Origin of the sequence: Acinetobacter sp. ANC 4805, from assembly GCF_022549495.1 — a bacterium.
In the GTDB taxonomy this organism is placed as follows: domain Bacteria; phylum Pseudomonadota; class Gammaproteobacteria; order Pseudomonadales; family Moraxellaceae; genus Acinetobacter.
Genome location: NZ_JAKZGD010000001.1, coordinates 323,859 through 347,341, shown reverse-complemented (window position 1 = coordinate 347,341; position 23,483 = coordinate 323,859). Strand labels below are relative to the sequence as shown.

Genomic DNA, 23,483 nt, shown 5'->3' with positions numbered 1-23,483 from the left:
AATGGTTAGTATTGAATTTCTACTCGCTTCAGGAATTGGTCTACTGAGTGCAACAGGCATCTATTTAATTCTACGCGCTAGAACATTTCCTGTTGTGCTTGGTTTAGCCATGATTGGCTATGCCGTAAACTTATTTTTGTTTGCAATGGGGCGTACTCAAATTAATGCACCTGCAATCATTACCGAAACAACCAAAGTAACTGACCCATTACCACAGGCATTGGTACTGACTGCGATTGTTATCGGTTTTGCAACTACGGCTTTTATCGTACAGCTTGCACTGCGTAGTCGTTACGAGTCTGGGACAGATCATGTTGACTCAAAAGAAGAACCGACCTTGACTTATGACCCACGCGAGGATGAGCCATAATGTTTGATTTCAATAATTTTTGGCATGCTCATACTCCTATTTTAAGTATTCTCATTCCAGCATTTACCAGTTTTTTATTGGTTTTGTTGGGGAATCCAGGTTCTGGTTCTTTAAAACAAGATTGGCGACAACCGTGGCGACGTGGCATTAGTCTAGGTTCTGCAATTCTAGGCTTAATCACAGCCGTCAGTTATTTGATGATCGCCAATACAGGTCAAGTCACCGTTTACCAACTCGGTGAATGGTCTGCGCCTTTTGGAATTGTCTTAGTCCTCGATCGTTTATCTGCATTCATGTTGGTGCTAACGTATGCACTTGCCGTACCTGTCATTTGGTATGCCAGTGATAACTGGGATACACGCGGACGCTACTTCCATACCATGTTCCATTTTCTGCTGATGGGATTAACAGGTGCATTTCTCACAGGCGATTTATTTAACTTATTCGTGTTCTTCGAAATATTGTTAATGGCATCTTATGTACTGCTATTACATGGTCAAGGTCGCCCCCGCTTCCAACTTGGTGTACATTACGTCACCATTAACTTAGTGGCATCAGCTCTGTTCCTCATTGGTTTGGGCATGATTTATGGTAGCGTCGGTAGTTTAAATATGGCTGATGTAGCTCGCCTTATCCCAACCTTAGACAGCGATCAACATAAACTTGCAATTGCAGGTGGATTATTACTTTTTGTGGTATTTGGCATCAAAGCAGCGATGTTACCTGTTGGCTTTTGGCTACCCAAAACTTATGCCGTTGCAAGCACCCCTGTTGCAGCTATTTTTACTATTATGACCAAAATGGGAATCTACGCCATTTTACGGGTCAATGGCACGGTCTTTGATGATGCGCTCGCACAAAGTATTTTAAAAAATACCTTACTGATTATTGGTTTAATTACTTCATTTTATGGCGTGATTGGTGCAATTGCTGCTGAACGCTTACGCCGTTTTGTTGGCTTTATGGTGCTGTCATCGATTGGTACATTGCTGATCGCAATTGCGATGTTCAACACCCAAGCATGGTCAGCAGCATTGTATTATTTAGTACATAGTACGCTGGTTGCCGCTGCATTCTATTTATTCTGTGGTTGGATGACCTCACAACGTGGTTCTTTCAAAGACCACTTAAAAGTTGCACCTAAAATCAAACAGGAGAAAGCAGCAGCATTTACTTATTTTACCATCGCATTAATGATGGCAGGGTTACCACCTTTCAGCGGTTTCTTAGGTAAAGTGTTTATCTTACAAGCGACCGCAGAAACGCCTTATCAAGGGTGGATTATTGCCGTTATTCTTGTTGTGAGTCTACTCAGCATTATTGCACTTACCCGTGTTGGTTTTATCCTATTCTGGCGTGCAAGCCTGCCTGAAGTAAATCCAAAAGAAGCTGCTTATGCTGCCTACCAAGCTTTACCTGCGGTTGCGCCAAATCGTAATGACAAAGCAATCTATATGCTTTTGGCAGGATTAATCGCTTATGTCGTATTTGCTGCCCCTATCCAAACCTATACCGTTTTAACCGCACAACAAATCCAAAATCATGTACTTTATCAACAAAGTATTTTAAAACATGATATGCAAGGTCGTGCGATTAGTGTGCAGCCATTTGATGCAGGTTATTTACCTGAAACAAAGTATGGTGGTGAAGTCGAAGATCATAATGCCCTATTAATTCCAGATGTGATCTCGAAACCAACGTTACAAGGCGAGCATATTTCTGAATATAAACAACGCCAAATAGCCGAGCAAACTTTGGCTAGCCCCACGATTCCCAATGCAACACAATTAAAACCAATGGAGGAACACTAATGCAAGAACGTACTTTGCTTGATCGTTGGTTTCCTCATCCCTTTGTATCATTTTTAATTTTTGTGACGTGGTTAATGCTGTCACATAGTTTAGATATTGCTGACATCTTTACCGCATTCTTATTGGGCATTCTGATTGCACGTTTGGTTAGCCCATTCATTGCACGTACACCACGTATTCACTGGTTACCTGCAATCAAATTATTTTTTGTGGTGTTATGGGATATTGTGATTTCTAACTTTCGTGTGGCGAAAATGGTACTTGGGCCAATGGATCAGTTACACCCTAAATGGTATCGCGTCCCTCTAGAAACTGAGCATGAGCAAGTCAACACTCTATTAGCAATGATTATTACCACCACGCCAGGTACGGTATCTGCGGGGATTGATCAAGAACGTGGTGATATTTTAGTTCATGCGCTGAGTACTGATCATGCCGATCTAGATATTCAAGATATTAAGCAACGCTATGAAATGCCTTTGCTCGAAATCTTTGATGTAAAGATCACAGAAGGAGCAACTCAATGACCATTTTACCTTATGCACTTGGTATCAGTTTAATTGCGATCACGATTTCAATGTTTCTTTGTCTAATTCGTATGATTATTGGGCCATCTGTTGTTGATCGCTTGCTTGCACTCGATACTCTTTTTCTCAATGCAACGTGTCTGATTGTGGTACTAGGTATCTATTGGGCAAGTACCAATGTATTTGAAGGTGCTTTATTGGTGGCTATGCTCGGTTTCGTTTCAACTGTTGCACTAGCTCGCTATTTTACCACTGGACATGTGATTGATTAAGGAGATCGGTTATGCAAATAATTTTTGAGATTATCATTTCGTTCTTTTTGATCTTTGGTGCATTCTTTATGCTCGTAGGTTCAATTGGGATGATTCGCTTACCCGATTTATTCATGCGTCTGCATGCACCGACTAAATCAAGTACGTTAGGTTTAGGGAGCTTTTTAATTGCGGCTATGCTATTTGGAGCAACACAAGGTCGTTTTGGCTTTGCCGAATTGTTGATTACTTTATTTGCCTTTATTACCGCACCTGTATCCGCAAATTTGATGGCACAGGCTGCGATTCATTTACGTCTACGTTCAACCAGTGGTGATGTGCCAGAAGCTTTGAATCGACCATTGCCTTGGCAACGTTATCGTCGTAATGCAGAAAAGAAAGATCAACTATAGTTGGTCTTTCTTAGCAATTAATTATTATTCTAATAAAGTAAATCAAGAATAAAAATTATATGATAAATACACCTAGTCTTATGATTCTGTAAGTTGAGTATATTCAATTTCTAAATCTGCTTTCTCAATTAAATCTTGAGGAAGGTTACCTTGAATGGCAGGTGCTAAAGCTTTAAATTCATTTACTTGCTTTAACAAGTTTCCTTTCCCACTAATCAATTGATTCTCTGATTTTTGATAAGTTTCAGCAGCTTTATCTAAATATTTCTTAATATCCTTAAAACTATCAAGAAAAACTCTTAGCTTTTGGAAAACCGCATCAGCTTTACTTGCTAAGGCAGCAGTATGCTTATTTTGTTCTTCAAACCTCCACAATTGGCGAACAATATTCAAGCTAGTTAATAATGTTGTCGGTGTTGCAACAAGAATATTTTTTTCAAGAGCCTTCTGAAAAATACTTTCATCTGCTTTTAAAGCTTCAACAAAAGCAGACTCTATAGGAATAAACATAAATACTATTTCAGGAGAATTAATACCTTTTATTTTATAATATTCTTTAGCTGATAATTCATTAATCCTATCTGAAATAGCTTTCACATGTTCCATTAAAGCAATTCTTCGATCTTGCTCATTATCAGAATTAATATATTGAGTATAAGAATTTAACGATACTTTAGAGTCAATAATTAAATGCTTATTTTGTGGTAAATACACAATCGCATCAGGTCTCAATCGCCCTTCTTCCATAGTTACAGAAACTTCCCTTTGAAAATCTTTCCCCAATTGAAGCCCTGATCGTTCCAAAACATTTTCTAATATTAACTCCCCCCAATTACCTTGTGTTTTTTTCTGACCTTTTAAGGCTGTTGCCAATTGATGTGCTTCTAATGTAATTTTTTGATTAAGCTCCTTTAACTGGGAAAGCTCTTGGCGCAGTTCTCCTTGTTGCATAGTTTCTCTATTATGAATTTCTTGCACTTCTTTTTTGAAACTATCGATAGATTGTTGAAATGGGTTAATTACTGCAGAAATACCTATCTTACTCGTTTCTTGCAATGAAATTGTTTTTGCATCAAGAATATCATTCGCTAGAGCTTTGAACTGATTTGTTAACTCTAGTTTCTGTTTTTCAAAATTAGAGGTCTGTTCTGAAAAATTCTTTTCTCTTTCTTCTAATGAAGTCTTAAGTTCAATCAACTCATTTGACAACTCCAAATACTGTTGATTTTTACGTTCTAAAGTATCTTTATGAATTGTAGACAATGATTTCAAATCATTGTTTTGGCTTAATAAATCTTCATACCTTTCATTATGGGTTGCTTTTAAAATTTCTAGTTGTTCGTAATGAGATCTTACCATTTCATCGAACTTAGCATTTAGACCACTGAACTCTTGCTCTTTCTTATTTTTTAAAATTTCTATTTCTATTTTTTCATTTTGAATACGCTGAAAGTCATTAGTTGTTACTATCAAAGCTTTATTTCTTTCTTCTAGCTCTGTTGTTACTTTCTGGAGAAAAATCTCATTTTGGTGATATTGATCTTGGATTATCTCAAAATTTTTCTTTAATAAAACTATCTCACTAGATTTCTCATCAATAATTTTTTCATAATTTTCTACTTTCAGTTGTAATGTTGTTAGATCTTTACCCAAAATAACTTTAGTAATAAAAAATCCTAAAGCTAAGCAAACTAGACCAGCAGTAATTAATATAATAATTTCCATAATACACCTTTCATATAATTCTAAAACTCATGTTTCTGTTATTTACATATTTTAAGAATATCAATATGAATCATAATTCTTATTTATTATTCTCTCAATAAATAAAAAGCCACCCGAAGGTGGCTTTCTTTTAGAACTTATTCTTTATCGTCTTGCCCTTGTTCAGGCAGATCCTTCACAGCTTCCGCGATCAGACCAAACATATAGTTACCATAGGCATTGGTTTTATCGTAATGGAAACGCAATCTTGGCGTAATACGTGTCTTGATACGACGGCTCAATTCATGACGCAAGAAACCAGAAGCTTTATTCAATACATCTAAAGTTTCTTTATTTGCGACTTCACTTTGCTCATCACCAAGTTCACGTCCCATCACAGTGACATAAACTTCAGCATAACCCATGTCTGCACTGACTTTCACCGCAGAGATGGTCACTAGACCACCTAAGCGAGGATCTTTAAGCTCTTGACGGATCAGCTCAGACAACTCACGTTGTACTGAATCCGCCATGCGCTTTAAGCGTTGGCTACCCGCCATTAAAGACTCCGTTTAATCAATTGAACATCATAGACTTCGATCTTGTCTTTAACTTTGATGTCTTTATAGCCTTTGACCGCAAGACCACATTCCATACCAGCACGAACTTCTTCAACCACTTCTTTATAACGACGAAGAGATTCAAGTTCACCTTGGAATACAACCACGTCATCACGTAATACGCGAATCGGTTTATTACGATGCAGTGTACCTTCAAGTACCATACAGCCAGCTGCTGCACCAAACTTACTTGAGTGGAATACTTCACGTACTTCTGCAACACCCAAGATCGTTTCACGATGTTCAGGTGCAAGCTTACCGCTCATTGCAGCTTTTACATCATCAATTAAATGATAGATGACGCTGTAATAACGAATATCGATGCCATCTTGATCAGATTTTTGACGAGCAGTGTTATCTGCACGGACGTTGAAACCTAGCAATACTGCTTCTGAAGATTCAGCTAAAGTCACATCTGACTCTGTGATTGCACCAACACCAGAACCAATTATACGGACTTTCACTTCATCAGTAGAAAGCTCATCAAGTGCAACATGTAATGCTTCTAAAGTACCACGCACATCAGTTTTGAGTACGACATTCACATAAGGAATATCTTTTTTACCCATAGATGCCATGATGTTTTCAAGACGCATTGCACTTGCACGCTCTAGACGTTTATGACGCTCACGATCAGAACGAGCATCTGCAACTTCACGTGCTTTCTTCTCATCATTCACGACAAGAACTTCATCACCCGCCATTGGTGCATCAGGTAAACCTAAAATTTCAACTGGAATTGAAGGACCCGCTGAGGTGATACGTTGGCCATTTTCATCAACCATCGCACGTACACGACCATAAGATGAACCAGCAAGAACCAAGTCACCAATGTTCAATGTACCATTTTGTACAAGAATTGATGTTACCGCACCACGACCTTTGTCAACACGTGCTTCAATCACCACACCTTGCGCCGCACCTTCTGCCGAAGCTTTAAGCTCCATCAACTCGGCTTGGATCAAGATAAGATCAAGTAACTCATCAATACCCGCACCAGAATGCGCTGAAACTTTAGCGATAGGTGTATCACCACCCCATTCTTCAGGTACGATTTCTTTATGTGCTAATTCGTTTAGTACACGATCGACATCCGCAGATTCTTTATCCATCTTGTTGATAGCAACAATAATCGGCGTACCCGCTGCACGTGCATGGTCAATTGCTTCCGCAGTTTGTGGCATTACACCATCATCTGCTGCAACAACAAGAACCACGATATCCGTCGCTTTCGCACCACGCGCACGCATAGATGTAAATGCAGCGTGTCCTGGAGTATCTAAGAAAGTAATAATGCCTTTCTCAGTTTCAACATGGTATGCACCAATATGCTGGGTAATACCACCCGCTTCGCCTGCTGCTACTTTAGAGCGACGAATACGGTCAAGCAATGATGTTTTACCATGGTCAACGTGACCCATGATTGTTACTACTGGAGGACGAGTGGTTTGCTCACCACGCGCTTCTTCAGCTGCAACCAATAAGTTATCTTCTGCTTGTGTATCAGAAACTAGAACAGGATTATGCCCCATCTCTTCAACCACAAGGACTGCGGTATCTTGATCAATGGCTTGGTTCTGAGTCACTAACTCACCCATTTTCATGAGCGTTTTAATAACTTCACGAACTTTGATCGCCATTTTTTGTGCAAGATCGGCAACAATGATTTTCTCACCGATTTCTACATCATAAACCTGTTTCTTAACTGGTTTTTCAAAACCATGCTTATTCGCTTGGCTGGTTTTTAAACCGCGCTTATGATGACTTTTGCTAAAGCTTTGTTCTGCCTGAGCATCACCACCACGACCGCCTTTTTTACCAGCACGTGGGTTTGCAGTTGCACCACCACGTTTGATTTCACGGTCTTCCTTATTGAAGGAATCTTCATATGCTTGACCAACAAGGCCAGCAGCTAAAGGTGAATCATCAATGACACGAATTGTCGTCGTCGCATCATCATTTGAATATTTTGATGCCATTTTACGCATTTGCTCAAGTGTACGCTGTTGAGCTTCTTCTGCGGCTTTACGACGCACGACTTCTTCAGTTGCTTTTAACTGAGCAGTTTGCGCTTCACGTGCTTTCTTTTGTTCAGGCGTTTCTGTTGGTCTTACAACAGGCGCTTTAATGATTTTATCGCTGTTACGCTTCTTCACCACAACAGCTGCTTTTGCTGGTGCTTGAACTGAACCGCCAGAAGTATGCGCTGCACGCATTGCTTCTAAAGTCGCGTTGGCTTTTTGCTCAGCTACATCACGTGCATTTTGAACTGCTTGATCACGTGTACTTTGCTCTACACGTGCTTTTGCATCTGCTTCTACACGTGCTTTTGCTTCAGCTGCAAGTAATTCAGGGTTCGGCTTAGCAAAAACTTGTTTCTTGCGAACTTCAACATTAATGTTTTTTGCTTTACCCGACGTACTTGTTACTTTAGCAGTACTGGTTATTTTACGTTTCAACGCAATTTTTCCTGTGTTACCACTGTCCTGACCATGTACTTTTTTCAAATGATTGACCAAAGTATTTTGTTGTTCAGCGGTAATAATGTCATCTGCTTTACGCTGTGGTAGACCTGCTTCGCGAACCTGCTCTAGGAGTTTCTCTACAGGACGTTCTACGCTGAGCGCTAACTCTTGAATCGACTTGTCCGTCATCTATTATCTCCTAGTTAAACCATGATTCACGTGCTTTCATGATCAATTGACCTGCTTTGTCATGACCCAAACCTTCGATATCTGAAATATCATCAGTTGCTTGGTCTGCTAAGTCATCAATCGTAATCACGCCACGCGCCGCCAATGCATATGCAATCTCAGTGGTCATACCATCCATACCGAGAAGTTCCGCACTTGGCTCTTGAATATTTTCTTGCTGTTTCAATGCATCAGTTAAAGCAGCTTCTTTAGCACGACTTTGAAGTAATTCAACTAAATCTGCATCAAGTTCAATTTCATCAAATGTTTCAGCTGGAACATAGGCAATCTCTTCTAAAGAGGTAAAGCCCATTTCAACCAATGCCATTGCTAAATCTTCTTCAATATCGAGACGTGTAACAAACATATCTAAATACTGTTGTGCTTCATTTTGCTGACGAGCACGATACTCTTCTTCTAACATCATGTCGAGTTTATAACCCGTCAATTCCGATGCTAAACGAACATTTTGCCCTTGCGAACCAATCGCACGTGCTAACTGGTCATTAGTCGCGAAGATGATATCTGCACTACGTGCATCTTCATCTAGCACAATACCTGATACATCCGCTGGCTCTAATGCGCTTGCAATATATTGCGCTGGGTCATCAGACCACACCACCACGTCAATACGTTCACCATTTAACTCTTGCTGTACTGCTTGGATACGTGTACCACGCATACCAATACAAGCACCTACAGGGTCAATACGGTGATCATTGGTTTTCACTGCAATTTTAGCACGAACACCTGGTTGACGAGCAGCTGCTTTAATTTCAATGATTTCTTCAGAAATTTCTGGAATTTCTTTTTTCATCAACGCAATCAGCATTTCAGGACGAGCACGAGACAATAATAATTGTGCACCGCGACCTTCACGATTCACATTATACAAAATCGCATTGATACGTTGCTTAGGACGCAAAATTTCTTTATGAATTGTTTCTTCACGTGCTAAATAAGCTTCAGCATTGTCACCTAGATCAATGATAAAGCCATCTTTAGTTTGCTTTTTCACTTCACCGTAAATCAATTCACCCACTTTAGATTCATAAGCATCGGCAACCAGTGCACGCTCAGCCTCACGAATCTTTTGTACGATCACTTGTTTTGCGATTTGAGCAGCAATACGACCAAACTCAATTGATTCAACTTCTAGCTCACGCACATCACCAATTGACCATTTAGATGGGTCTAGATCAGAAATAGCATCTTGGCATGCTGGCATCTCATGATCTTCATCTGCCACGACAGTCCATTGACGGAAAGTGCGGTAATCACCCGTTTTACGATCAATCTCAATACGAAGTTGAGCTTCTTCTGAATGTGTGCCTTCGTAAAACTTTTTCTTCGTTGCTGCAACAAGTGCTTGCTCTAATGCTTGGAAGATCGCCTCACGACTAACACCTTTTTCATTACTAACCGTTTCTGCAACGGTAAGAATTTCGCGGCCCATAAGTCACCTACCGATTTCTTATAAAATTAAGTTAATATTAGTCTTGATAGATTAAATTTGCTTTATCAATATTATTACTATCAATTTCAAGTACATGTTTACCTTCCACTTCAACTTGAATGATTTCGTTTTCTAAGTCTACAGAAAGTAATTTCGCTTGAAATTTACGACGATTTTCGACGGCAGCAATTAATCGTAAAGCGACTTGTTGCCCAATATAGGCAGGCAATTGATTCAATTGAAAAAATGGGCGATCCCAACCTGGTGATGAAACTTCTAAAGCGTATTCACCAGAAATAGGATCATGAACATCAAGCATTGCACCGACTTGTTGCGTTACTAAAACACAATCTTGAACGCCAATACCACGACCTTGCTCAACTTCACCATCTTCATTAAGAACAGGTTCTACATTCTCATTGAGCGCTTTATCAATATAAATGCGTAATAAAGAACGTTTACCTTGTGGTAGGAACTCAATCCCCCACAGATCTACACCACACGCAGCTACTGCTGGCGCGATTAGATCATGCAATGCTTGAGATTTATTTGATAATTTCATTTACTCTCGTCGCTCTCATGCGAGCCAATCAATCTTAACCGTATAGTGAAGCACGACTATTTGACCAATTGATGTCGAACACTACACGATAGCTAAACAACCAATAAAAAAGGGCGTAAATCGCCCCTATATTACACAGAAAACCGAAGTCCACTGTGCAAAAAGGCCCACCTTATTGTGAGCCTCTTTTAGAAACTTGGTAGCGGGAGCTGGATTTGAACCAACGACCTTCGGGTTATGAGCCCGACGAGCTACCAGACTGCTCCATCCCGCAACAACGTGCAAAAATTATATACAAATATGAAAAAAAGTCAATTTAAGTTTTCTTCATATCTGTTTGATTAAGTTGCACCTTAATCAAATGGTAGCGGGAGCTGGATTTGAACCAACGACCTTCGGGTTATGAGCCCGACGAGCTACCAGACTGCTCCATCCCGCAACAACATATACACTGCATACACCAAACTTACTGGTTATTAAGCTTGGTGCGGAAGGGGGGACTTGAACCCCCACGCCCTAAAGCACTACCACCTCAAGGTAGCGTGTCTACCAATTCCACCACCACCGCAGCTTTATGGGACGCATTCTATGCCTTTAAATAGAAAAAGGAAAGGATTAATTCAACTTATTCAGTCGTTTTTGGCGCATTTGGTGAAGTTTCAGGCGATGTTACAGGCGCGGTCGTTGTTGTTTGTACGGATTTTAAGCTATATGCATCTGTGGTTTGTTTTTTAGCAAAAATAGCCAAAGTCAAACTAGTTGCAAAAAATAATGCCGTAAAAATTGCAGTTAAACGGGTTAAGAAGTTACCCGCACCAGATGCACCAAATACTGTAGCAGCACCACCGCCGCCAAATGATGCCCCTGCATCTGCACCTTTACCTTGTTGCACTAAAACCAATGCAATAATTAATATTGCTAAAATGATGTGTACAACGAGCACAAAACTATACATCTCTATTCCTCGTTATTTACTTTTGTGCAAATGCACTTGCAATTTGGTAAAAAGATTGTGCATTCAATGACGCACCGCCAACTAAAGCACCATTAATATCAGGACATGCCGCCAACTCAACTGCATTTTCAGCTTTCACACTACCGCCATATAAAATGGCAATATTTTCACCCAAAGTTGTAATTTGTTTTAAACCTTCACGTATTTTTGCATGCATAGCCTGAGCATCGGCTGGTGAAGCTGTTTTACCCGTACCAATTGCCCAAATAGGTTCATACGCTATCACAATATTCTGCCATTGTTCAGCTTTAACAACAGATGCAATATCACAAATCTGTTGCAATACCACTTGCTCAGCAGCACCTTGTTCACGTTGCTCTAAACTTTCACCCACACAATAAACAACAGTCAAACCTGCATTTAGTGCATTCTGTAGCTTTGCTTTTAAAATTTCGACATGATCACCAAACAGCTCACGGCGTTCAGAGTGTCCAATCAAAACAAACCCAATTTCACTATCTTTTAATAACTCAGCACTCACTTCACCCGTATATGCACCTGTACCCGCAACACGAGATACATCTTGAGCAACTGTATAAATTGTTCTCGTCGCCTCTTTTAATTGTGCTTGTATACTGGTTAGAGCAATTGCAATTGGCGCTACACCGATGTGGCATTGCTCAGAAGGGATTTGTTCTTGCTGTAATAACTGCTTAAACTCTTCTATTAATTGGAAAGCACTAGCATGCATTGGATTCATTTTCCAATTGCCAATAACCCAAGGGGTAATCGTCGAACTCGACATACTTCGCCCACCTATTACTAATTTATAAAAAATGCTGCATATTTTACACGGATTTTTATAAAATTCAGTTTTTCTTTATAGTTTAAATTTCAACCACTCAAAAACAATTCACAATAATCTCTTAAAAATCTCTTAATTTAAGAATTTTTCGTTCTATTTAGCTGCTGGTTTTCCACTTAATTCTCTTATTTGATCTCCACCATACAACCGAAATCAAAAATTAATTTGTAAAAAATTCGATCAGTTCAAGCTTTTCAACATGAATCAAGTAAAAAACAACACTTTCTCTAGTAGTATTTTTACGTAACAAAAGTATAATTTTGAGAATAGCTATTATAACCATATTGTCAGTAAGGCGGACAGATGTCAGGATTACATACGTCTCCAAAATTTTCGGGGTTCATTCGACGCTTAGTCGAAGATGGTCATATGACCGCAGCAAATATGCAAAATGCAATTGATGCGGCCAAAAAAACCAAACAAGATATTGTTGCTCATCTAATCGAGCACCATCGTCTTTCACCACTTATAATTGCGGAAAGCATTTCATTAGAATTCGGCGAACCACTATTTGATCTAGCTGTTTACGATGTTGGACTATTACCTCGTGAACTAACCGACAGTAAACTCATACAAAAACACCGTGTTGCTCCACTACTTCAACGTGGGCAAATTCTGTATGTGGCGACGAGCAATCCAACCAATATTGATGCACTAGATGCAATTCGATTTAATACCAAACTCAATATTGAACCGATTATCGTTGAACACACAAAACTCGAAAAGCTTATTGAACAACATTTCGGTGATTCTAGTAGCTTTGATTTTGGTGATAGCGAAGATTTTGACCTCGATGTAGATGTTAGCCAAGACACAGCTCAGGATGATGATGATACGCCGCAAGGTGATGAGTCTCCTATTGTTAAGTACATCAACAAACTCCTTATTGATGCCATTCGCATGGGTGCGTCTGATTTACATTTTGAACCCTATGAAAAAATGTATCGTGTGCGCTATCGAGTCGATGGTGTATTACGCCAAATTGCGACTCCTCCATTACAAATGGCAACTCGTTTAGCTTCTCGTTTGAAAGTTATGTCACAAATGGACATTTCTGAAAAACGTATGCCCCAAGATGGTCGTATTAAACTCAAATTATCAAAAACCAAAGCGATCGACTTTCGTGTCAACTCTTTACCAACGCTATTCGGTGAAAAATTAGTACTACGTATTCTAGATCCGTCTAGCGCAATGCTCGGCATTGAAGCGCTCGGTTATGAAGATGAGCAAAAAGCATTATTCATGGAAGCACTTGAAAAGCCCCAAGGAATGTTACTCATAACTGGTCCAACAGGCTCTGGTAAAACCGTATCCTTATATACAGGTTTGAATATTCTAAATACTGAAGATACCAATATCTCTACAGCAGAGGATCCTGTTGAAATTAACTTAGAAGGAATCAATCAGGTTAACGTGAATCCAAAAACAGGACTCACCTTCTCCGCAGCATTGAAAGCATTTCTACGTCAAGATCCAGATGTCATCATGGTCGGGGAAATTCGTGACCTAGAAACTGCCGAAATTGCAATTAAAGCAGCTCAAACAGGTCACATGGTGATGTCAACCCTGCACACAAACAGTGCTCCTGAAACCTTAACTCGCTTACGCAATATGGGTGTTCCCTCATTTAATATTGCAACATCAGTGAATCTTGTGATTGCACAGCGTTTGGCTCGTCGTTTATGTTCACAATGTAAAGTACCTATCGATATCCCCAAGCAAAGCCTGCTTGAACTAGGATTTACTGAACAAGATTTAGCCAACCCAGATCTACAAATATTCCAACCTATTGGATGTCCAGAATGTCGTGAAGGGTATAAAGGGCGTGTAGGTATTTACGAGGTCATGAAAGTTACTCCTGCTATCTCAAAAATTATCATGGAAGATGGTAATGCACTACAAATTGCAGCAGCATCAGAACAAGCTGGTTTTAATAATCTACGCCGCTCAGGTCTCAAAAAAGTGATGCAAGGAATTACCTCTTTGCAAGAAATTAACCGCGTTACAAGTGAATAAAACTAATAAAAAGGATTAATAATCATGGCAGCGAAAAAAGCACAAATGATGCCTACTTTTGCCTATGAGGGAGTAGATCGTAAAGGGGCGAAGATAAAAGGGGAATTACCAGCACGTAATATGGCTTTAGCTAAAGTCACATTACGCAAACAAGGGATTACCATTAAAACCATTCGAGAAAAACGTAAAAATATTCTTGAAGGTTTAATGAAGAAAAAGGTCACCACATTAGACATTACCATTTTCACCCGTCAGTTAGCCACCATGATGAAAGCAGGTGTTCCATTAGTCCAAGGTTTTGAAATTGTTGCTGAAGGCTTAGAAAACCCAGCAATGCGTGAAGTCGTACTTGGTATTAAAGGTGAGGTTGAGGGTGGTAATACTTTCGCAGGTGCTTTACGCAAATACCCTCTATACTTTGACAATCTATTTTGCTCATTAGTTGAATCTGGTGAACAATCTGGTGCACTTGAAACCATGTTAGATCGTGTTGCAATCTATAAAGAAAAAAGTGAGTTATTAAAGCAAAAAATTAAAAAAGCCATGAAATACCCTATCGCAGTTATCTGTGTTGCTGTAATTGTAACCATTATCCTCATGGTTAAAGTTGTACCTGTATTTGAAAGTGTATTTTCATCTTTTGGTGCTGATTTACCAGCTTTTACCAAATTAGTCGTCAATATGTCAAAATGGATGCAGCAATATTGGTTCATTCTAATTATTGTCATAGGCTCAATTATTGCCTGTTTCTTAGAGGCAAAAAAACGTAGTAAAAAATTTAGAGATGGTCTTGATCACCTTGCCCTAAAATTACCAATCTTTGGCGATCTTATTTATAAAGCCATTATTGCTCGTTATAGTCGCACACTTGCAACAACTTTTGCTGCTGGTGTCCCGTTGATTGATGCACTTGAATCAACTGCAGGTGCAACGAATAATATTATCTATGAAAATGCTGTAATGAAAATTCGTGAGGACGTTGCAACAGGACAACAATTACAATTTGCGATGCGTGTTTCAAATAAGTTCCCATCAATGGCGATTCAAATGGTTGCGATTGGTGAAGAATCAGGTGCACTTGATAGTATGTTAGATAAAGTCGCAACACATTTTGAGAATGAGGTGGATAACGCAGTCGATGGCTTAACTTCGATGATGGAACCTTTAATTATGGCTGTTCTAGGCGTATTAGTAGGTGGTTTAGTTATCGCAATGTATCTTCCGATTTTCCAAATGGGTTCTGTGGTCTAATGCAACAATTCATTTCGTATTTTATTCAAAACCCAACTGCCCTATATATTGCAGTTGGGCTTTTTAGTCTATGTATCGGTAGTTTTTTAAATGTTGTCATTTTTAGAACACCAAAAATGATGGAGCAAGAATGGCATCATGAATGCCAAATGTTGTTACACCCAGAACAACCTATAATAGACGAAACGAAATTAACCTTAAGTACCCCACCATCTACATGTCCAAAATGTAAATCTGCTATTCACTGGTATCAAAATATCCCTGTAATCAGTTGGTTAGTACTTCGTGGTAAGTGTGGCTCATGTCAAAATCCTATTAGTATTCGCTATCCATTCATTGAACTATTAACGATGGTATGCTCTTTGACTGTTGTTGTAGTTTTTGGTGCAAGTATTCAAATGCTATGTGCCCTTATTTTTACTTGGGTACTGATCGTTCTGATTTTTATTGATTTCGATACACGACTATTACCCGATCAATTCACGTTACCCTTGGCTGGCTTAGGACTAGCCATCAATAGTTTTTTCATTTTTACTACCCCAAAAGCTGCAATATGGGGATATATACTTGGCTTCTTATGTCTGTGGATCGTTGCTTTTTTACATCAATTAATCCGAAAAGAAGAAGGCATGGGGACAGGAGATCTCAAATTATTAGCTGCATTAGGTGCTTGGATGGGGCCATCAATGCTGCTTTTGATCATTTTATTATCTTCGATCATGGGTTCAATTATCGGTCTTATTCTATTAAAAAAGAACGGTGAGAGCTTACCCTACCCATTTGGTCCCTATATTGCGATTGCAGGTTGGATTGCACTTTTATGGGGTGATCAAATTACGAAAGCATATTTAGGTGGTTAATATGAGTTTTATCTTGGGAATTACGGGCGGTATTGGCAGTGGTAAATCAGCTGCTACACAATGGTTTGAATCCCAAGGTATTACTGTTATCGATGCGGATATTGTTGCGCGAGAAATTGTTGAACTTGGTCAGCCGTCTTTACAAGCCATTCAACAGTCTTTCGGAGATTGGGTATTATTAGAAGATGGCAATCTAAATCGACGTGCGCTTCGTGAACACATTTTCCAATTTCCAGAAGCTCGCCAAACTCTAGAAAAGATCACACACCCAGCGATTCGCCAATCAATTATTCAGCAGCTACAGCAAGCTGAAAGTCCATATGTGATCTTAGTTTCTCCACTGCTATTTGAAACCAATCAACATGAACTCGTACACCATACCTTACTGATTGATGCCGATGAGCAAATCCAGTTACAACGTGCGAGTCAACGCGATGGTCAGAATGAAGAACAAATTCGGAAAATTATTGCAGCACAAATGTCACGTACTCAAAAGCAGCAACTTGCTAATGATACAGTCTTAAATGATGGTTTATTAGAACATCTACATCTACAACTTAAGCCTTTGCATCTAAAGTATTTACAACGTGCTGAACAAGTATTCTAATCTTGCTTTTGTTGTGCGAGTTGCTGACTCAGCGCGTCTTTCTTAAACCAGCGCCAAGGTTGTAATGCCCCTACCCCCATCCCGACCAAACCACAAGCAATTGCCGCATTCAATGGCTCATCCAATAATGGAACAGCAATCACTGCTGCCATAAAGGGTGCTAGAGTCACAATACTGCCTGTTTTGAATGCACCTAAACGCTCAATTGCTGCAACATAAGTTAAGGTTGCAATAATTACCACCAAGACGCCATGAAATAGACCTTGGATGAGTAAATGGAGAGGTTCTGCTTCTTGAAAATGCTTTGGGATAAATAAAATATAGATGGGTAAATAAATAATTGCTGACCAAATCGCGACACTCGCCATAGAATGCCACGCAGATAATTTCCACTGTTTAAGTAAAACAGTAAAAATCCCCCACCAAACTGCACTGATAAAAAAGAGTAAATCACCTAGTCCCAAAGCTGAGGCTTGATCATGCAGCATCAGATAACTCATAAGAGCCAATGCGCTTAGCATAATACTCAAGCTTAACCAGGTATGTTTATCAAAAGGTTGTCTAAACAATAAATAAGCAGCAACGGCAGTACACAGTGGAATACAGCCATTTAAGAAAATCGCGGCATGAGCTGCTGGTGCTTGCAGAAAAGCGGTATAAACCGTTAAACAATAAGCCAAACCACCTGTTAATGCCAAAATCACAGGGCGAGGATGCCACAAAAAAGCTAAATCTTTTTTATAAATGAGTATCGGCATTAAGATGAGAAAAGCAATTGCAAAACGCATTGCCACCAAATCCCAAGCACTGACATGCCAATGTAAATTTAAACGGGAGAAAATCGTAAATCCCCCCCAAATACACATCGTAATTAGAACAAATAGATAACCTTGCGTACGAGCAGTCATTTAAGATTACATTGGCAATACTTGTGTGAATTATACAACACTACGTTGACGGCATGCTTCATAAAGTGCCATACCTGTTGCGACACTCACATTTAAACTCTGCAAATCACCAGACATCGGAATATATACCGTATGATCACATTGTGACTGTGTGATTGGTCTCAAACCTGTATCTTCCGCACCCATCACAATCACAACAGGCCCACTAAAATCACATTGCTGAATCGGTAATGCTTTTTCATCTAACATCGTACCGATAACACGTGTATGGGTTGTGTCTTTTAAATGTGCTAAGGTTCGAGCCAAGTTCGTCACTTGAATAAATTTAACCTTTTCTGCCCCACCCGCAGCAACTTTACGTGCAGTAGGTGTCAAACTTGCTGAACGATCACGAGGCACAATCACCGCCTGAACACCCATCGCAGCCGCAGTACGAATACATGCACCCAAATTATGAGGATCAGTCACTTGATCAAGTGCCAATAACAAAGCATTTGGGTTTTGTTGCATCAATTGATCTAAATCTGTTTCATTTAATACAGGGTGTGGACGTACTGCCGCAACGACCCCTTGATGAAAAGGCAAGCCTGCTAGTTTTTCCAAACTATCACGACTCGCTTTTTGAACGCTCACACCAAATGGTTCTGCAAGCTGTAAAATCTTTTGCAGACGCTGATCATCACGACCTTTTAAGGTAAATAGAGTCAAAACTCGCTCAGGCTCTAACTCCAATAATGACTCCACCGAATGAACGCCATAATAATATTCAGGTTTTGCCATGAACGACCTCTAATAGTTTCATATCAACGAAAAATAAAAATCCTGCAAAGTAACTTTACAGGATTTTCTTTAAACAATAGTGTACCCGATTTAGAAAGGAATAGGTTAACCTTCTAAATGACACACATAATCAAGTACTTCATCTGTTTCAATGTGGAAAACACTGTTTCCTGGTACATAGAATGACTGACCTGCACGGAATAGTTCACTTTCAGCACTATCCGCAATTTTCACGCGACATTCACCAGAAATAATTTCCATACGCTCAGGTACATGCGTTTCAAAAGTTAACGCTTGTTCAGTGGGTAAAATCACACCTAACGTCTTTTTTGTACCATCTTCAAATTGTACGGTATGGCTAATACAAGTCCCACCAAAATACACATTTGACTTCTTAATGACCGTAACATGATCAAACTGCACTGAACTCATGCCTACTCTCCAAATAATGCAGCATTTATATTAGGTTATGATGGACGTAGTTTAATTGTGCCTGCGTCACTAATCAATCCATTTTTATCATGCTTTAGCAGCAATTTTCATGCCTTTCTACTAAAGTCATGAGCAATACACAGCAGCTTGATTTCACCAACACAGAAACCAATCTATAAACGGTACAAGCAAAATTATAGATACACCTATTATTTTACTGATTTATTTCCAACAGCATCATATTTCAAACGATTCAAAAAATAATGGCTCATTTAGCTCAAGCAACCAAGATACTCTTGTCGCATGGGCAAAATTTCTCTATCTTTAAGCAAAAGATTCTGTGCATTGGATGCATTTATGCTCACCCATTTAACTTTAATTAATTTTGCACTCGCTGACCACTTAGCATTAGACATTGAACAAGGTTTTAATGTCCTGACTGGTGAAACTGGCGCAGGTAAATCCTTATTGTTAGATGCATTATCTGCCTGCTTAGGTGAACGTACTGATACCAATTATGTCCGTTATGGTGCAGATAAAGCAGATTGCACCGCAGTTTTTAGCTATCAACCTCAAAGCGCTGAAGCCAATTGGCTCGCAGAACATGAATTGGGTGACGATTCAGGGGAAATCCATTTAAGACGCGTTATCTTTGCTACAGGTCGGAGTAAAGCATGGATTAATGGACGTCCAAGTAGTTTGGCTGAACTCAAAGAAATTGGGCGCTTACTGGTACAGCTTTATAGTCAACATAGCCAACAACAATTACTTGAACCGCCATACCCTAAACACTGGTTAGATCGTTATCACAATTTTGCAGAACCAGCAGATGCTGTACGTGATGCTTATAATTATTGGCAAAAGAATATTCGTCAGCACCAAGCCGCTTTAGAGGCTCAAGCAACACGTATTCAAAAGATCCAAAGTTTAGAATCTCAAATTGAAGAACTCGAAGATGTGATTCAAATCGATTATCGTGACACAGAACAAGAGTTTGACCGCCTCAGCCATCATGAACATATCATGCAGGACTGTGGTTATGCTCTAAATGTCTTGGATGAAGCTGAACAAAATATTACGCAAGAAGTTGCCTCTATTATTCGTCGTTTAGAATCTCATGCAGGTCGCAGTGAACAACTCGCTAGCATTTATAACTCTTTGTTAAATGCGCAAAGTGAAATCGAAGATGCGACATCAAGTTTACGTCAATTCATTGACCGTCAAAGTTTTGATCCTGAGCGAATGGAACAACTCAATACAACCCTAGAGATTTTCCATCGCCTCGCTCGTAAATATCGCACCCAGCCTGAGAACCTTAAACAGGACTATGAAGCATGGCAACAAGAACTAGAACAATTACATCAACTTGAAAATCCTGAAACATTAGCGGAACAGGTAGAAATTTCTTATCAAGAATTTATACAAAAAGCACAACACTTAGATGAGATTCGTCGAGCTGCGGCAATTCCGTTAGCTAAACAATTGACTGAGCAAGTGAAACCTCTTGCATTACCAGAAGCATATTTCGAGTTTAAGTTTGAGCCAATCGAACCAGCAAATGCTGAAGGTCTCAGCTTTATTCAACTTTTGTTTACTGCCAATAAAGGTATCCCTGCCCAACCACTGGCACGTGTTGCGTCTGGTGGTGAACTCTCTCGTATTGCGTTGGTCATGCAAGTCATGAATGCTGAAAAAACTGAAGCTGAAGTATTGGTTTTTGACGAGATTGATGTGGGAATTAGTGGCGGTACTGCCGAAGTGGTAGGGCGTTTACTCGCCGACCTTGCACAGCACGTACAATTACTCTGTATTACCCACCAAGCCCAAGTAGCAGCGCAATCCGATCAACATTTATTGGTGAAGAAGCAACAAACTGATCCTGCAAGCAGTACCATCATTGAACTTGATGAAGCGCAACGTATTTTAGAGTTAGCACGAATGTCTGGCGGTGTGGAAATTAGTGAAACAACCTTGCAGCATGCTAAACAATTGCGTCAATTAAAATTTCAGTCCGCCTAAATGAACCAAAGAAATATTAGAAATATGATTGGCGAAATCCAATCATCTCTTGTATGTTGATAAAAACAACCCATATCGATAGATCAGCATAATATTTGATGGAGAACCGCCTAGGTGACGAAACAATATTTAACTCACCGTTGTCTCATTGCTCCACCAGACATGGCAGATGACTCTTTTGCAAACACAGTCATTTATATTGCTCGCCATGATGAAGATGGCGCTCAAGGTATCATTATCAATCGCCCTTCTGAGCTACAAATCAAAGAGTTACTCAATGATTTAGAGATTGATGCGGACAATGTACAACCTCATGCCGTGCTACAAGGTGGGCCTTTACGCCCAGAAGCAGGATTTGTCTTGCATACAGGTCAACCCACTTGGCATTCTTCGATTGCAGTTGGCGAAAATGTTTGTATTACCACCAGCAAAGATATTTTAGATGCGATTGCGCATAATGAAGGTGTTGGTCGTTATCAAATTGCTTTAGGTTATGCCAGTTGGGGCAAAAATCAGCTCGAGGAAGAAATGGCACGTGGTGACTGGCTGATGTGTGACTCAGATATGGATTTGATTTTTAATCTACCATATGACGTTCGTTGGGATGCAGCCTACAAAAAGATTGGTGTAGACCGTACATGGTTTGCTTCAGAGATTGGTCATGCCTGATTTAAAAACCTCACAATCGATTATGGCCTTTGATTTTGGCACTCAAAAAATGGGGATTGCGATTGGTCAATCGAGTATTGAAAGTGCCAATCCCCTGCCTTTATTCGTCATGAAAGATGGTATTCCTGACTGGAATCAATTGTTAAAACTCGTCAAAGAATGGCAACCAAACCTTTTTTTAGTGGGTTTACCCCTCAATATGGATGATAGTGAATCTGAGCTATCTGCTCGCGCACGAAAATTCGCACGTCGTTTACGTCACCAAACCAATATTGCAACGTGGATGGTGGATGAACGTCTGACCACGCGTGAAGCGAGAGAAGAGCTTGAATTTTATCAAAACAGAGGTCAAGCGAAGCGTTTATCAGCTGATAGTTTTGCCGCTGCGCTGCTGATCCAAAGTTGGTATCGTGACCCTGCGGGAATAACGCCTTAATCAAACAATATTCGCGATTCTAAGTCAAAAGACGAATAATACTATCTTGTCTTTTGGTATCTACATCAAATCCGAGTTGGTAGAACACACGTGACGAGCAACATGGATGTTGCGCTGTTAAGTGGTGTGAATACGGACTTAGTATCAAACCCAATCAAGGTTTTTATTACTTTTCATTTTTCAAAAATAATAAAAACACCAATACAAATACGATCCAACTTTTCCAAACTGATGTAATTGCACCCACACCACTGATCACAAACGACAGAACTCATTTCTCAATAATTCGAACCGTCGCAGTACGCCCAGAAACAAAAGCCAAAGGATTCTGGGGTTGCTCATCTAATACGATCTTCACAGGTACACGTTGCGCTAAACGCACCCAACTAAAGGTTGGATTTACATTCGCCAATAAATTCGAACTGCCTGAACGCTCACGATCTTCAATCCCTGTGGCAATGCCTTGAACATGACCACGAATCAATTGACGATCCCCCATTAACTGTACGGTTGCAGCATCACCGACATGGATACGATTCAATTTAGTTTCTTCAAAATAGCCCACGACATAAAGTTGATGACGATCTAATAAAGCAGCAACCGCTTGCCCTACCTTCACATAATTACCCACACGTAAATCAAAGTTGGCTAAAGTCCCATCTGCAGGTGCAACAACCTCTGAACGGTTCAAATTCAATTGGGCTAAATGTAAATTACTATTCGCTACTTCAATAAACGCTTGCTGTTGTTGAATGGCAGCATTCGCCTGTTCAATACTCGCTGCGAGTTGTTCACGTTCAGCCACAGCTTGATCACGTGTCGCAAAGACCTGATCTTGCTCTTGCTTAGAAATTGCTCCATCCATCAAACTGGTATATCGCGCTGCATTCTTTTCAGCCAATTTCATATTCGCTTCAGTTTTTACTAAACTCGCCTTAGTACCCACTAAATTTGCATGTGCTTGTGCTAAACCAGCTTTGGCTTTAGCCAAATCAGATTTGGCTTGCTCAACGTCAAGCGCTTGACGCGCCACATCAATTTTAAATAGCACCTGACCTTTTTTCACCGTTTGGTTATCTTGTACCAAAACTTCAGTCACGAGACCATTAACGTCTGAGGCAACTTGAATCACGTCACCCCGTATCCGCCCATCACGCGTCCACGGTGCGGCATTATAGTAATTCCACAAATGTACAACTGCATAAACCGCGATCAGAACCGCAATGATTAATACCATCGGACGTATGATTTTTCGCACATCAAATGCATTCATGTTCA

23 protein-coding genes and 3 tRNA genes are annotated in these 23,483 nt (G+C 39.9%); 12 read left to right on the top strand and 14 right to left on the bottom strand.

Annotated features, from left to right (window positions below):
- Window position 1 precedes the first annotated feature (1 nt).
- Genes MMP60_RS01635 through MMP60_RS01615 form a run of 5 tightly spaced genes read left to right on the top strand, consistent with a single transcriptional unit; the run spans window position 2 to window position 3,372 of the window.
- Window positions 2–370, top strand: a complete 369-nt coding sequence (locus MMP60_RS01635) for a Na+/H+ antiporter subunit C (protein WP_018677442.1) — start codon at window positions 2–4, stop codon at window positions 368–370.
- A complete protein-coding gene (locus MMP60_RS01630) occupies window positions 370–2,181 on the top strand; it encodes a monovalent cation/H+ antiporter subunit D (RefSeq protein WP_241334676.1) in 1,812 nt (603 codons plus the stop codon). The genes MMP60_RS01635 and MMP60_RS01630 overlap by 1 nt, the downstream gene beginning before the upstream one ends.
- Window positions 2,181–2,708 (top strand): Na+/H+ antiporter subunit E, encoded by a 528-nt coding sequence (locus tag MMP60_RS01625; RefSeq protein ID WP_241334675.1) that lies wholly within the window; start codon window positions 2,181–2,183, stop codon window positions 2,706–2,708. Before MMP60_RS01630 ends, MMP60_RS01625 begins: the two co-directional genes overlap by 1 nt.
- Entirely contained in the window at window positions 2,705–2,980 is a 276-nt protein-coding gene (locus MMP60_RS01620) for a monovalent cation/H+ antiporter subunit F (RefSeq protein WP_241334674.1), read from the top strand. The genes MMP60_RS01625 and MMP60_RS01620 overlap by 4 nt, the downstream gene beginning before the upstream one ends.
- 11 nt (window positions 2,981–2,991) lie before the next feature.
- Entirely contained in the window at window positions 2,992–3,372 is a 381-nt protein-coding gene (locus MMP60_RS01615) for a Na+/H+ antiporter subunit G (protein ID WP_241334673.1), read from the top strand.
- A gap of 78 nt (window positions 3,373–3,450) precedes the next feature.
- On the opposite strand, the gene rmuC is transcribed toward MMP60_RS01615, so the two are convergent.
- The 10 genes from rmuC to tpiA all read right to left on the bottom strand — a co-directional run bounded on the left by rmuC (window position 3,451) and on the right by tpiA (window position 12,167).
- Window positions 3,451–5,097, bottom strand: coding sequence for a DNA recombination protein RmuC (gene rmuC, locus MMP60_RS01610; protein WP_241334672.1), 1,647 nt, complete (start codon window positions 5,095–5,097; stop codon window positions 3,451–3,453).
- 137 nt (window positions 5,098–5,234) lie between these two features.
- Window positions 5,235–5,636, bottom strand: coding sequence for a ribosome-binding factor A (locus MMP60_RS01605; RefSeq protein ID WP_004659268.1), 402 nt, complete (start codon window positions 5,634–5,636; stop codon window positions 5,235–5,237).
- Window positions 5,636–8,350: a translation initiation factor IF-2 gene (infB, locus tag MMP60_RS01600; RefSeq protein ID WP_241334671.1), complete on the bottom strand. Its 2,715-nt coding sequence runs from the start codon at window positions 8,348–8,350 to the stop codon at window positions 5,636–5,638. The genes MMP60_RS01605 and infB overlap by 1 nt, the downstream gene beginning before the upstream one ends.
- 10 nt (window positions 8,351–8,360) lie before the next feature.
- Entirely contained in the window at window positions 8,361–9,845 is a 1,485-nt protein-coding gene (nusA, locus tag MMP60_RS01595) for a transcription termination factor NusA (RefSeq protein WP_241334670.1), read from the bottom strand.
- A 37-nt stretch (window positions 9,846–9,882) separates the two neighbouring features.
- Window positions 9,883–10,407 (bottom strand): ribosome maturation factor RimP, encoded by a 525-nt coding sequence (rimP, locus tag MMP60_RS01590; protein WP_241334669.1) that lies wholly within the window; start codon window positions 10,405–10,407, stop codon window positions 9,883–9,885.
- A 197-nt stretch (window positions 10,408–10,604) separates the two neighbouring features.
- A tRNA-Met gene (locus MMP60_RS01585) sits at window positions 10,605–10,681 on the bottom strand.
- Window positions 10,682–10,769: 88 nt separating this feature from the next.
- A tRNA-Met gene (locus MMP60_RS01580) sits at window positions 10,770–10,846 on the bottom strand.
- Between the two features lie 44 nt (window positions 10,847–10,890).
- Window positions 10,891–10,975 (bottom strand) — tRNA-Leu (locus MMP60_RS01575).
- A gap of 57 nt (window positions 10,976–11,032) precedes the next feature.
- Window positions 11,033–11,362 carry a preprotein translocase subunit SecG gene (gene secG, locus MMP60_RS01570; RefSeq protein WP_241334668.1) on the bottom strand — a complete coding sequence of 110 codons (330 nt, stop codon included), beginning with the start codon at window positions 11,360–11,362 and terminating at the stop codon, window positions 11,033–11,035.
- A gap of 16 nt (window positions 11,363–11,378) precedes the next feature.
- A complete protein-coding gene (gene tpiA, locus MMP60_RS01565) occupies window positions 11,379–12,167 on the bottom strand; it encodes a triose-phosphate isomerase (protein WP_241334667.1) in 789 nt (262 codons plus the stop codon).
- Window positions 12,168–12,530: 363 nt separating this feature from the next.
- Between tpiA and pilB the strand changes: the two genes are divergently transcribed.
- The 4 genes from pilB to coaE are packed head-to-tail and all read left to right on the top strand — an operon-like array spanning window position 12,531 to window position 16,961.
- Complete coding sequence (pilB, locus tag MMP60_RS01560; RefSeq protein WP_241334666.1) at window positions 12,531–14,243, top strand: type IV-A pilus assembly ATPase PilB; 1,713 nt, start codon at window positions 12,531–12,533, stop codon at window positions 14,241–14,243.
- Between the two features lie 24 nt (window positions 14,244–14,267).
- Window positions 14,268–15,494: a type II secretion system F family protein gene (locus MMP60_RS01555; protein WP_241334665.1), complete on the top strand. Its 1,227-nt coding sequence runs from the start codon at window positions 14,268–14,270 to the stop codon at window positions 15,492–15,494.
- The gene (locus MMP60_RS15900) at window positions 15,494–16,354 is read left to right on the top strand and encodes an A24 family peptidase (RefSeq protein WP_277603645.1); all 861 of its coding nucleotides are present in this window, start codon (window positions 15,494–15,496) and stop codon (window positions 16,352–16,354) included. Before MMP60_RS01555 ends, MMP60_RS15900 begins: the two co-directional genes overlap by 1 nt.
- A 1-nt stretch (window position 16,355) precedes the next feature.
- Entirely contained in the window at window positions 16,356–16,961 is a 606-nt protein-coding gene (coaE, locus tag MMP60_RS01540) for a dephospho-CoA kinase (protein ID WP_241334664.1), read from the top strand.
- On the opposite strand, the gene MMP60_RS01535 is transcribed toward coaE, so the two are convergent.
- From MMP60_RS01535 to MMP60_RS01525, 3 genes are all read right to left on the bottom strand, one after another.
- Window positions 16,958–17,869, bottom strand: a complete 912-nt coding sequence (locus tag MMP60_RS01535; RefSeq protein WP_241334663.1) for a DMT family transporter — start codon at window positions 17,867–17,869, stop codon at window positions 16,958–16,960. The genes coaE and MMP60_RS01535 overlap by 4 nt on opposite strands.
- 30 nt (window positions 17,870–17,899) lie before the next feature.
- Complete coding sequence (gene rlmB / locus MMP60_RS01530) at window positions 17,900–18,649, bottom strand: 23S rRNA (guanosine(2251)-2'-O)-methyltransferase RlmB (RefSeq protein ID WP_241334662.1); 750 nt, start codon at window positions 18,647–18,649, stop codon at window positions 17,900–17,902.
- A 105-nt stretch (window positions 18,650–18,754) separates the two neighbouring features.
- Window positions 18,755–19,081, bottom strand: coding sequence for a pyrimidine/purine nucleoside phosphorylase (locus MMP60_RS01525; protein WP_241334661.1), 327 nt, complete (start codon window positions 19,079–19,081; stop codon window positions 18,755–18,757).
- 357 nt (window positions 19,082–19,438) lie between these two features.
- Here MMP60_RS01525 and recN point away from each other — a divergent pair, with 357 nt between their 5' ends.
- From recN to ruvX, 3 genes are all read left to right on the top strand, one after another.
- Complete coding sequence (gene recN / locus MMP60_RS01520; RefSeq protein ID WP_241334660.1) at window positions 19,439–21,100, top strand: DNA repair protein RecN; 1,662 nt, start codon at window positions 19,439–19,441, stop codon at window positions 21,098–21,100.
- Window positions 21,101–21,214: 114 nt separating this feature from the next.
- Window positions 21,215–21,769, top strand: coding sequence for a YqgE/AlgH family protein (locus MMP60_RS01515; protein WP_241334659.1), 555 nt, complete (start codon window positions 21,215–21,217; stop codon window positions 21,767–21,769).
- Window positions 21,762–22,205: a Holliday junction resolvase RuvX gene (gene ruvX, locus MMP60_RS01510; protein ID WP_241334658.1), complete on the top strand. Its 444-nt coding sequence runs from the start codon at window positions 21,762–21,764 to the stop codon at window positions 22,203–22,205. Before MMP60_RS01515 ends, ruvX begins: the two co-directional genes overlap by 8 nt.
- A gap of 271 nt (window positions 22,206–22,476) precedes the next feature.
- On the opposite strand, the gene MMP60_RS01505 is transcribed toward ruvX, so the two are convergent.
- Window positions 22,477–23,478 (bottom strand): HlyD family secretion protein, encoded by a 1,002-nt coding sequence (locus tag MMP60_RS01505; protein WP_241334657.1) that lies wholly within the window; start codon window positions 23,476–23,478, stop codon window positions 22,477–22,479.
- Window positions 23,479–23,483: the final 5 nt, after the last annotated feature.

What these genes read in the sequence shown, in the direction of transcription:
- MMP60_RS01635 (WP_018677442.1), top strand. Translation starts at nt 2, where the DNA reads ATGGTTAGTATTGAATTTCTACTCGCTTCAGGAATTGGTCTACTGAGT.
- MMP60_RS01630 (WP_241334676.1), top strand. Translation starts at nt 370, where the DNA reads ATGTTTGATTTCAATAATTTTTGGCATGCTCATACTCCTATTTTAAGT.
- MMP60_RS01625 (WP_241334675.1), top strand. Translation starts at nt 2,181, where the DNA reads ATGCAAGAACGTACTTTGCTTGATCGTTGGTTTCCTCATCCCTTTGTA.
- MMP60_RS01620 (WP_241334674.1), top strand. Translation starts at nt 2,705, where the DNA reads ATGACCATTTTACCTTATGCACTTGGTATCAGTTTAATTGCGATCACG.
- MMP60_RS01615 (WP_241334673.1), top strand. Translation starts at nt 2,992, where the DNA reads ATGCAAATAATTTTTGAGATTATCATTTCGTTCTTTTTGATCTTTGGT.
- rmuC (WP_241334672.1), bottom strand. Translation starts at nt 5,097, where the DNA reads ATGGAAATTATTATATTAATTACTGCTGGTCTAGTTTGCTTAGCTTTA.
- MMP60_RS01605 (WP_004659268.1), bottom strand. Translation starts at nt 5,636, where the DNA reads ATGGCGGGTAGCCAACGCTTAAAGCGCATGGCGGATTCAGTACAACGT.
- infB (WP_241334671.1), bottom strand. Translation starts at nt 8,350, where the DNA reads ATGACGGACAAGTCGATTCAAGAGTTAGCGCTCAGCGTAGAACGTCCT.
- nusA (WP_241334670.1), bottom strand. Translation starts at nt 9,845, where the DNA reads ATGGGCCGCGAAATTCTTACCGTTGCAGAAACGGTTAGTAATGAAAAA.
- rimP (WP_241334669.1), bottom strand. Translation starts at nt 10,407, where the DNA reads ATGAAATTATCAAATAAATCTCAAGCATTGCATGATCTAATCGCGCCA.
- secG (WP_241334668.1), bottom strand. Translation starts at nt 11,362, where the DNA reads ATGTATAGTTTTGTGCTCGTTGTACACATCATTTTAGCAATATTAATT.
- tpiA (WP_241334667.1), bottom strand. Translation starts at nt 12,167, where the DNA reads ATGTCGAGTTCGACGATTACCCCTTGGGTTATTGGCAATTGGAAAATG.
- pilB (WP_241334666.1), top strand. Translation starts at nt 12,531, where the DNA reads ATGTCAGGATTACATACGTCTCCAAAATTTTCGGGGTTCATTCGACGC.
- MMP60_RS01555 (WP_241334665.1), top strand. Translation starts at nt 14,268, where the DNA reads ATGGCAGCGAAAAAAGCACAAATGATGCCTACTTTTGCCTATGAGGGA.
- MMP60_RS15900 (WP_277603645.1), top strand. Translation starts at nt 15,494, where the DNA reads ATGCAACAATTCATTTCGTATTTTATTCAAAACCCAACTGCCCTATAT.
- coaE (WP_241334664.1), top strand. Translation starts at nt 16,356, where the DNA reads ATGAGTTTTATCTTGGGAATTACGGGCGGTATTGGCAGTGGTAAATCA.
- MMP60_RS01535 (WP_241334663.1), bottom strand. Translation starts at nt 17,869, where the DNA reads ATGACTGCTCGTACGCAAGGTTATCTATTTGTTCTAATTACGATGTGT.
- rlmB (WP_241334662.1), bottom strand. Translation starts at nt 18,649, where the DNA reads ATGGCAAAACCTGAATATTATTATGGCGTTCATTCGGTGGAGTCATTA.
- MMP60_RS01525 (WP_241334661.1), bottom strand. Translation starts at nt 19,081, where the DNA reads ATGAGTTCAGTGCAGTTTGATCATGTTACGGTCATTAAGAAGTCAAAT.
- recN (WP_241334660.1), top strand. Translation starts at nt 19,439, where the DNA reads ATGCTCACCCATTTAACTTTAATTAATTTTGCACTCGCTGACCACTTA.
- ruvX (WP_241334658.1), top strand. Translation starts at nt 21,762, where the DNA reads ATGCCTGATTTAAAAACCTCACAATCGATTATGGCCTTTGATTTTGGC.
- MMP60_RS01505 (WP_241334657.1), bottom strand. Translation starts at nt 23,478, where the DNA reads ATGAATGCATTTGATGTGCGAAAAATCATACGTCCGATGGTATTAATC.